We start from the raw sequence: 8,230 nt of genomic DNA on the forward strand, positions 1-8,230 counted from the left end.
CGCGGATAAATTCGAAATCAATGGCAGCATCGACTTGACGGACCAAATGATTTTTAGGGACCAGCTCGTCAAGCGAGAGCGTTTCTGGCGGGAAAGTCTGGAGAGGGGGGGTCTTAACATGGTGGCAAGCTCCGTTGAGTGAACGGAACTTAATTAAAACAAAATGCCGGATAAAAAACCAGCACTTTGTCAATAATCTGATTAATGCTAATGTATGCATACATTAGCATTAATTGGCTATTCAGTAGAGGACGATGACAGGCTTTTTAATACCACAGGCGTGAGCATAACGGGTCAGCGTATCGATGCTGGCTTTCGTGATGTTATTTTCCATGCGGGAAATAACCGGAGGTGTAACCCCCATCCGTTCAGCGACCTGAGCTTTTGTCAGATTGTCATGTTTGCGCCATTCTGCAAGCAGCTCTCTGAGCTTCTCCTTGCGTTCTTCCTCATGCCATGCAGCACGATATTTGTCATCCTGCATCCACTCGTTATGCAGTTCTTTATGACTTACCAGTTTCATTAATTAAGTACCTCCGCTAACCGCTTTTTGGCGAGTTCGATTTCTTTCGCTGGCGTTTTCTGTGACTTTTTGATGAAAACCCGGAACATGATGATTGTATTGCCTTTATGATATACCCAGATACCTCTGGCTATGTCCGTTCCCATCGTGCGGATCTCAAAAAGTCCATCGCCCAGGGGCTTAGTGTCCGGTTCCCGCAATAATCGCGCGTCAGATTCAAGCTTACCGATAAGTCGGTCAAATTTAACCCGAATCCTCACGGGCAATGCCGTGGCTTCTTCCCTAGCTTCCGGGTGATAAACTACGTTAAACATATGGCCTCTCTTTTATAATTATATTAGTGTATAGGCTAATAAATGGCAATGAAAATTAACCTGTAAGCTAATTTAAATCAGAGGGGTAACAAATTATGAGGACTGTATTTCCAGTTAAATATTATAAGGGTGAGGGATTTGTTGAGCGCAAGGTTGAACTCGACGATCAGGACATCGAGGAAATTATTCAGGACTGACTAATGAAAGCATAAAAAACCGTGGGGCAATCATTTAAATGCTCCCCTCGGATGGCCGTTCTGAATGGCGAGCTAAAAGGCACAATTTGAACGTTGGTATCCCAGCATCAAAATTAATGAGCTAGTTGGAATATGGTTGATGGTTCTACATTAGCCATAGCGGCATAAACGCCAATGTAGTGCCCCACAGATTTTATGCTCTATATTGGAGTGTAATTTTCATTTTTTCATGTTGAATTTTTTATCGTCATCCTCTCTGGTTTTGCCCAGTATGCTTCCCTGTATCGGGTAATCATATGATTAGACTCTAATCACGACCTGAATAAGTCGCATTTCTGTGTCGGTTGTTTTGTCAAGCAACCCGATAATACTAAAAGTACGCCAAGCACAGCGCTAAATAAAACAAACAAGGATGTTGTGTATGACAACTGAAATCCCTCCTCTGTCGCCGACGTCTGAAGCTGAAATTGACAGCTTGCGGCAGGCGGTTTCTCAAAAGACCCAACCCAGGTTGTTGCTAAAAAAATGTCTGAGATATCTGTCAATATTGCTTGTTATTGTCAGCATCGCATTGCTGGCATTCGTGGTACGGCAGCAACATCATCAGTTAGTGGAATTTCAGTCATTGATGCGAAATGGATCATTCCGGCATTTGCCTGATGAGGTGCAAAATCTGCACGAACGGCTTGATAAAGCGGATACCGGCTTTATCTCCTGTCAGGACTGGCAAATGCAAAATGACCGGTTTCATCAGGCATTGATAGCGCAACAGAGATCCGTCAACGACCAACAGAAACCGCTGGTACAGTCAGTGGCTGATTTAAGCCGTGCGCATCAGGATCTTACCGAAGCAGTAAGTGTATTGAAAAATACCGTGAAACAGCAGGAAATGCGCGTTGACGCATTAATCACGTGGAAATCTCAGCAGGAAAAGCATGCGGGTAAAAAAGCGGGCACACCTGATCGGGAAATTCTTCGAACAAAGAAACGGATAGTGGCTCCTTTCATGCTTTCTGGTATTGAACGTCGGGGAGAACAAGTTTATGCCGTTATTATTCCACGCGACACAGATCCTCATTCTCAAATATCTCAAATGCGCTTACTGACCCCGGGTGAAAGTGCATTTGAATGGACGTTGGTCAGTATCTCCGATCATCAGGCTTTGTTCCAGGTACAAGGGCATCGTCAAACCCTGTCAGTCAATGGAGGGTAATGATGAGAAAAGATTTTTTCAGCCAGAGGAAGGGGGTGGTGCTGATTGGCGTTGTTATGTCTCTGTCAGCTTCGGCAGCACAGGTTGCTATCTCTGAACAGACAGAAACGGGAATGAAAGCGACTCAGCAACAGGTCACGCAGGCTGAAAACCACCGTATTCAGGCGCAAATGTGGGGGCTGACAGAAGCAGAGTTTCAGCGTTATCAGCAATTGATGCAGGGGCAACGGGGCATTCAGTCTCCTGGGCTCGATCCGTTGAGTGCATTGGGCATTGAGGCAGAAACAGTACAGGAGCGTCAACGTTATGCCGAACTGTGGGTTAGGCAGGAATATGTTCGTACTGAAAAGGAACTGGCGTTCCAGCGGGCGGTGGATGCGGCTTGGAAGCGTCTGGCGCCGAATATTTTGCCGGTTAATTTAGGGAAGGGGGACGGAATCGCACAGGGTAATCAAGGGCGGCTGGCGTTATTTGTGAAAGAGGATTGCGCGGCTTGTGATGCCCGGCTGGCTGCTGCCTTGTCCGCTGACCGTGAGGTGGATATTTACCTGGTAGATAGCGAAAGCAACGATGATGTTTTACGTACCTGGGCAGGTAAACATCATATTCCATCAGAAAAAGTCCGTAGCCGAAAAATCACGCTTAATCATGACAAAGGGCGCTGGCGACAATTTGGTCAGGGGAAAATGCCGGTCGTACTACAACATGAGAATGACGGATGGCGTGTGGTGGCATTTTGAGTCTCGTTGTTGCGGGCAGCCTCTTTTGGGTGACAGAAGGTATGGCCGCGGCGGTAAAACAGGTCGTCCCGCCTGGGTACCAGCAGATTGCGCGGGTGCATGGCGTACCTGCTGAAGTGCTTTATGCGTTGGCACTGGCTGAATCGGCAAAACGTTTGCCACAGGAGAAACATGAACGCCCCTGGCCGTGGACGCTCAATGTGGCTGGAAAAGGTTATCGTTATGCAACCCGACAAGCGGTCTGGCAGGCGTTGCAGGGATTTATGCGCAGCGTACCCCTCAAACGTATTGATGTGGGGATTACTCAAGTGAATTTAGGCTGGAACGGCCATTATTTTCGTTCTTATTGGGATGCCTTGGACCCCTATACTAATCTTCATGTGGCAGCTCGTATTCTGAAAACCTGTTATCAATCCAATCCGGGTAGTTGGTTGAATGCGGCAGGCTGTTATCACCATCCCGCTGGCGGTCAACCCGCGAGTAAGTATCGGAAAATCGTCGCACGTAAACTGAGTACGCTAGAGACCCGATATCCTGTTTTGTCCACCAATATTGCTGTAGTTAATACGACACAGACCTGGATTGAACCGAAGGAAAAATAAAGAAGATGTTAATCCATAACTTAATCCGTTATCGCTGCCGTTTATTTTTAATGATGATGATATTGACGCCCTGTTCTCAGGCTGCACTGACTATTGTGGCTGATTTAGGTGGACAATCTACAGCAGCGTATTTTGATGCCATTAACGCTCAGGACAATGAACCGACGACTTCTTCAAATACGGAGGCGACCCCGCCAGATTTGACCGAAGGGGGCATTTTACCGGTGGAAACGCCGGAATTGTCTCCCGGACCTGTTGACGCTCGTCCGTTGCAATTGCCAGGAATGGGAGCGTTGTTCATGATTGGGGATGATGCCCGGTCAAAACAGTGGTTGAAGGAAAATTTGGTTGGCCTTCGGAAAAAGCAGGCGGTGGGGTTGCTGGTCAGTGTGCGGGATAAAGCACAACTGGATGAACTGCGTCAGCTTGCAGAGGGATTAGTATTAGCCCCCGCTTCCGGCAGTGATTTGGCCCGGCGGTTGAATTTGCGGCATTACCCAGTGTTGATAACCGATATCGGTTTAACTCAGCAGGTGCGTTGATGTGGCCCCGTCACCCTATACTATCCGAACTGATGTTGCCATACAGTTTCCCGGTGCTTTTGTTGGGATTGTTGTTGGCAATTGTGGTGTTATGGCGGGCTAGATGAGCGATCGTTATGTGATTGAAGCACGGTTACGTCCGGCTGTTGAGTTGAATACCGCTGTTGTTTCGGCGGTTGCCGCCGGTGTCTGTATCGTAGCGCCGTGGGCTGTGGCATTGTCACCATCGGTCAGTTATGTCATGGCGGCAGGTTTTGGCATGTTATCAGGTCTCCGATTCCGGCAGGGGTTACATATACTGAACTACCGGCGCAATATCCGGCGATTGCCCCGTTATGTGATGGCCAGCCACCAGGTACCCGTCAGTCATCAGAGATTGTTTCTGGGGAAAGGGTTTCTTTGGCAACAAAAACATACACAACGATTTCTGGATACCCTGCGCCCGGAAGTCGAACGTTATGTTCAACCTTCCCGGTATTATCAATTAGCGAGGGCATTTGAGCAGCGGTTTGAGTACCCATTGCCCTCTTTATGTCGTCTGACGCAACGTGATTCCCCGTGGAACCCGGTGAGGCCATTGCCGCCGGTGGGGGGCAATCCAGCATTGCATGGCATTGAACCGGATGAAGTCAATGTGTCAATGGATTTGCGTGAGCGGGTCGGGCACATGTTGGTCCTCGGTACAACCCGTGTTGGTAAGACCCGGCTGGCAGAGTTACTCATCACGCAGGATATCCGGCGGGGTAATATCACGATTGTGTTTGATCCGAAAGGGGATGCAGACCTGCTAAAACGCATGTGGGCGGAAGCGCATCGTGCCGGGCGGGAAGATGAGTTCCAGGTGTTTCATCTGGGCTGGCCGGATATTAGTGCTCGCTACAATGCTGTTGGGCGTTTTGGTCGGGTTTCAGAAGTCGCTTCTCGTATAGCAGGACAATTGAGTGGGGCGGGTAACAGTGCCGCTTTTCGTGAGTTTGCCTGGCGTTTTGTCAATATCGTTACTCGTGCTTTGGTGGCTCTGGGGCAGCGACCAGATTACACCCTGATATTACGTTATGTCACCAATATTGGCGAACTGTATGAAACTTATGCTGAAAAAATTATCAGGCAATGCCTGCCTGTGTTATGGGAGCAGGTAGAGAAAAGTCTGGGTCTGCTGACGGAAGACGATTTGCCACGCAATATGCAGGGGCAGACGAATGCAGTGAAAATCTGGGCGATTGAAATGGCACTAAGCTCAGAAGCGGGGAAAAAACTCTACGATCCGATACTGGACGGGTTGCGCAGTGCGGTTCGCTATGATCGCACCTATTTTGACAAAATTGTGGCATCCCTGTTGCCATTACTGGAAAAGCTGACCACGGGGAAAACAGCTGCACTGCTGGCACCAGATTACACGGATATGAACGATCAGCGTCCCATCTTTGACTGGCAACAGGTCATACGTAAGAAAGGTATTGTCTATGTAGGACTGGATGCTTTGTCGGATGCAGAAGTCGCTTCGGCAGTGGGTAATTCCATGTTCGCGGACTTAGTTTCTGTTGCGGGTCACATTTACAAATTTGGTCTGGATGACGGTTTACCAGAAGGTAAAACGAGAAAACTCCCCATTAGCTTACATTGTGATGAATTCAATGAGCTGATGGGCGATGAATTTATCCCGCTGATTAACAAGGGTGGTGGTGCCGGGATAGAGGTAACCGCTTACACCCAGACTTTGTCTGATATTGAAGCACGTATTGGCAGCAGTGCTAAAGCGGCGCAGGTAACAGGAAATTTTAATACTCTGGTTATGCTGCGGGTCAGGGAAAATAACACCGCCGAGCTGCTAACCCGTCAATTGCCAGAGGTGGAAGTGTACACTAAAACTTTGGTCTCCGGGATTACCGATATTTCCAGTCCAGAGCAAGGCGGTCATTTTACCTCTAATACTCAGGATCGGGTTAGCACGATCAGAACGCCGTTAATTACGCCTGCCGAAGTGATTAACTTGCCGAAAGGTCAGGCATTTGCTCTGCTTGAAGGGGGGCGGTTATGGAAGATCCGCATGCCGTTGCCAGCAGCCGATGATGATGACCTGATGCCGATAAGTCTGCAAAAAATCGCTGATGATATGCGTAAACATTACCGTACCAGTGAATCCTGGTGGTCAGCGGGATCAATGCCAAGTGACAGTCAGATTGATTTCAATGTGATGTTAAATCCAGCGTTGCTGACGCCTGATGGGGAAGCTGACGATGACGCAACAGAACACTAAATCGCAGCAGATGCCAGCGAAAAAATCAGGTCCGTTAAAAACGGTCCTGTGGGATATGCCATGGATGCTCATTGGCTTCCTGCTGGTATCGTTGTTTTTTAGTTTGGTGATTGAATACCTTGGGATAGCCTTTTTCTGGACGGAACAGGGAGAGAGACACAGCCAGCAAGTGATGATCACGGAAAGCGGTTGGTTGTCTAAAGAATTTACCCGCAGCTTACTGTTATCAGAGCCCGCGACTACGCTCAGTATCGGGTTAAAATGGAGTTATCAGTGGGTGTTTGTAGACAGTGGTGCACTGGACTGGATTAACCAACAGCATACAGTACAAGCTCGGAGCCACTATGAGATGGTGAGAGAGTTGAGCGATTGGAGTGTATTACTGGCGGAAAGTTTGCGGAAGTACCTGCTGGCAACGGTATATGTGACCGTAACCTTTATTATCCGGCTCACTATTCTGGTGTTGTCTTTGCCATTGTTTGTGATGGTTATAGGTGTTGCTGTTGTTGAAGGGCTAAGTCGACGTGACTTGAGACGTTATGGTGCTGCTTATGAGTCGAGTTTTGTCTATCATCACGCCAAACGGTTTGTGAAACCGGCGTTTTGTGTACCCTGTCTGTTATATCTCTCCTGGCCATCGGCTGTGTATCCCAATTTATTATTGTTACCCGCAGCTCTCCTATTAGGGATTGCTATTACTGTGATGATGAGTACTTTTAAGAAATATCTTTGAGGTAAAAGCGGTATGATGTGGATTTTAGGGTATTCCCATAGTATTTGTTTGGAAAATCAGTGTACTCGACTATGCGATTTTCAATGAGCTTAATGACCAAAATGATCTGGTGCGTAAATTTAGCATTTCTATCCAGTGGACTTACATTAGATTGACGAACTTTTAAAAGGGAGTTGGAATTGTTTTTAGAATAAATTATTCAATGAGTAATAATAATGAGTAAGATATACCAATCAAGTCTGTACGAGATTAGTCAGATGGCAGATTGAATATGATTTCTCCACGTTATGTTTCATGTTCAATCTGTCTTATTTTTTAGGTGTAGGAAAAGTGATTGTAATTTACCTTCCATAATTTTCTTCTTTATCCAAGCAAATATTTGCTAGTAAGTGGTTTAAGGATTTACTGTTGCTCCGTTCTGCGGGCTAGCATTGACAACCCGACAGTATTAAAAATAGCATATTAGTATTTATACAATGACGTCCTTAGGACGTCATTGTATAAATACCAACTTATTTGTCAAGATATTTAATATTATCCATAATTTCATGGAATTAGATGAGCATCAAGGAAAATAATTATTTGACTTTCTACACCTACCTGTGTATAAGTCCTAAGGACTTATACACAGGTAGCCTTATATGATGAATGAAACTATTCCTCTCCGGGAAGCTCTGTGGCGAACATTACTCAACAAGTATGCTTTGCTTTCGGCTGCCTGATGGTATAGGGCTACACCGGATTCAACATCATAAGCACTGACCACATGCAGGGCTTCAAATAATGTCCCCTTACAGGTTCCTCTCAGGGTTTTTCCATCAATGGCGATAAGACTTTTTCCTGCCCTGACCCGACGCTGGTTGATCCAGGCATAAAAGGCTTCAACCAGTGTATCTTGCTCTATCATTTTGATAATATTAGCAATACAGTGACTACGGGGAATACCGTGAGTAAAATGCGTGTATTGTTTAAGCCACTCGCTCTGTAACTCCCCAAATTCCCAGGGCACGAGCATACTTTGACTGCTATTCATCCAAAGAAAACTCTTGCCCGATAATCATCGCACCAACCCGCTTTTTTAAGCTTGTTCCTTTGGCTCGGTGCCCCGC

At 46.8% G+C, this 8,230-nt stretch carries 9 protein-coding genes and 1 pseudogene; 6 read left to right on the forward strand and 4 right to left on the reverse strand.

The genetic code is table 11. The annotated features are described in order from the left end of the window. The 3 genes from ACGF49_RS23610 to ACGF49_RS23620 form a co-directional block, all read right to left on the reverse strand. A partial coding sequence (locus tag ACGF49_RS23610; protein WP_387493062.1) for a hypothetical protein occupies positions 1 to 220 on the reverse strand: 220 nt, incomplete at its 3' end. Positions 221 to 241: 21 nt separating this feature from the next. Next, positions 242 to 523 (reverse strand): helix-turn-helix transcriptional regulator, encoded by a 282-nt coding sequence (locus ACGF49_RS23615; RefSeq protein ID WP_021326512.1) that lies wholly within the window; start codon positions 521 to 523, stop codon positions 242 to 244. After that, entirely contained in the window at positions 523 to 837 is a 315-nt protein-coding gene (locus ACGF49_RS23620; protein ID WP_387493064.1) for a type II toxin-antitoxin system RelE/ParE family toxin, read from the reverse strand. Before ACGF49_RS23620 ends, ACGF49_RS23615 begins: the two co-directional genes overlap by 1 nt. A 618-nt stretch (positions 838 to 1,455) precedes the next feature. Between ACGF49_RS23620 and ACGF49_RS23625 the strand changes: the two genes are divergently transcribed. The 6 genes from ACGF49_RS23625 (at position 1,456) to ACGF49_RS23650 (ending at position 7,121) form a co-directional block, all read left to right on the forward strand. Then, positions 1,456 to 2,247 carry a hypothetical protein gene (locus ACGF49_RS23625; protein WP_113042323.1) on the forward strand — a complete coding sequence of 264 codons (792 nt, stop codon included), beginning with the start codon at positions 1,456 to 1,458 and terminating at the stop codon, positions 2,245 to 2,247. Between the two features lie 2 nt (positions 2,248 to 2,249). Continuing rightward, positions 2,250 to 2,987: a TIGR03759 family integrating conjugative element protein gene (locus tag ACGF49_RS23630; protein WP_262978546.1), complete on the forward strand. Its 738-nt coding sequence runs from the start codon at positions 2,250 to 2,252 to the stop codon at positions 2,985 to 2,987. Beyond that, positions 2,966 to 3,589: a transglycosylase SLT domain-containing protein gene (locus tag ACGF49_RS23635; RefSeq protein ID WP_387493067.1), complete on the forward strand. Its 624-nt coding sequence runs from the start codon at positions 2,966 to 2,968 to the stop codon at positions 3,587 to 3,589. Before ACGF49_RS23630 ends, ACGF49_RS23635 begins: the two co-directional genes overlap by 22 nt. Before the next feature lie 5 nt (positions 3,590 to 3,594). Beyond that, positions 3,595 to 4,131, forward strand: coding sequence for an integrating conjugative element protein (locus tag ACGF49_RS23640; protein WP_011145426.1), 537 nt, complete (start codon positions 3,595 to 3,597; stop codon positions 4,129 to 4,131). Between the two features lie 103 nt (positions 4,132 to 4,234). Continuing rightward, complete coding sequence (gene traD / locus ACGF49_RS23645) at positions 4,235 to 6,388, forward strand: type IV conjugative transfer system coupling protein TraD (RefSeq protein WP_262978547.1); 2,154 nt, start codon at positions 4,235 to 4,237, stop codon at positions 6,386 to 6,388. Beyond that, positions 6,369 to 7,121 carry a TIGR03747 family integrating conjugative element membrane protein gene (locus tag ACGF49_RS23650; protein WP_113042319.1) on the forward strand — a complete coding sequence of 251 codons (753 nt, stop codon included), beginning with the start codon at positions 6,369 to 6,371 and terminating at the stop codon, positions 7,119 to 7,121. Before traD ends, ACGF49_RS23650 begins: the two co-directional genes overlap by 20 nt. A gap of 703 nt (positions 7,122 to 7,824) precedes the next feature. Here the strand turns inward: ACGF49_RS23650 and ACGF49_RS23655 are convergent. Further along, positions 7,825 to 8,121 (reverse strand): annotated as a pseudogene (locus tag ACGF49_RS23655) (ISAs1 family transposase); the annotation flags it as partial. Positions 8,122 to 8,230 lie beyond the last annotated feature (109 nt).

The organism is Photorhabdus sp. RM96S, assembly GCF_042879335.1.
Classification (GTDB): domain Bacteria; phylum Pseudomonadota; class Gammaproteobacteria; order Enterobacterales; family Enterobacteriaceae; genus Photorhabdus; species Photorhabdus kayaii.

Excerpts from the sequence above, each read along its gene's own strand:
- ACGF49_RS23615 (WP_021326512.1), bottom strand. The coding sequence starts at position 523 with ATGAAACTGGTAAGTCATAAAGAACTGCATAACGAGTGGATGCAGGAT.
- ACGF49_RS23620 (WP_387493064.1), bottom strand. The coding sequence starts at position 837 with ATGTTTAACGTAGTTTATCACCCGGAAGCTAGGGAAGAAGCCACGGCA.
- ACGF49_RS23625 (WP_113042323.1), top strand. The coding sequence starts at position 1,456 with ATGACAACTGAAATCCCTCCTCTGTCGCCGACGTCTGAAGCTGAAATT.
- ACGF49_RS23630 (WP_262978546.1), top strand. The coding sequence starts at position 2,250 with ATGAGAAAAGATTTTTTCAGCCAGAGGAAGGGGGTGGTGCTGATTGGC.
- ACGF49_RS23635 (WP_387493067.1), top strand. The coding sequence starts at position 2,966 with ATGGCGTGTGGTGGCATTTTGAGTCTCGTTGTTGCGGGCAGCCTCTTT.
- ACGF49_RS23640 (WP_011145426.1), top strand. The coding sequence starts at position 3,595 with ATGTTAATCCATAACTTAATCCGTTATCGCTGCCGTTTATTTTTAATG.
- traD (WP_262978547.1), top strand. The coding sequence starts at position 4,235 with ATGAGCGATCGTTATGTGATTGAAGCACGGTTACGTCCGGCTGTTGAG.
- ACGF49_RS23650 (WP_113042319.1), top strand. The coding sequence starts at position 6,369 with ATGACGCAACAGAACACTAAATCGCAGCAGATGCCAGCGAAAAAATCA.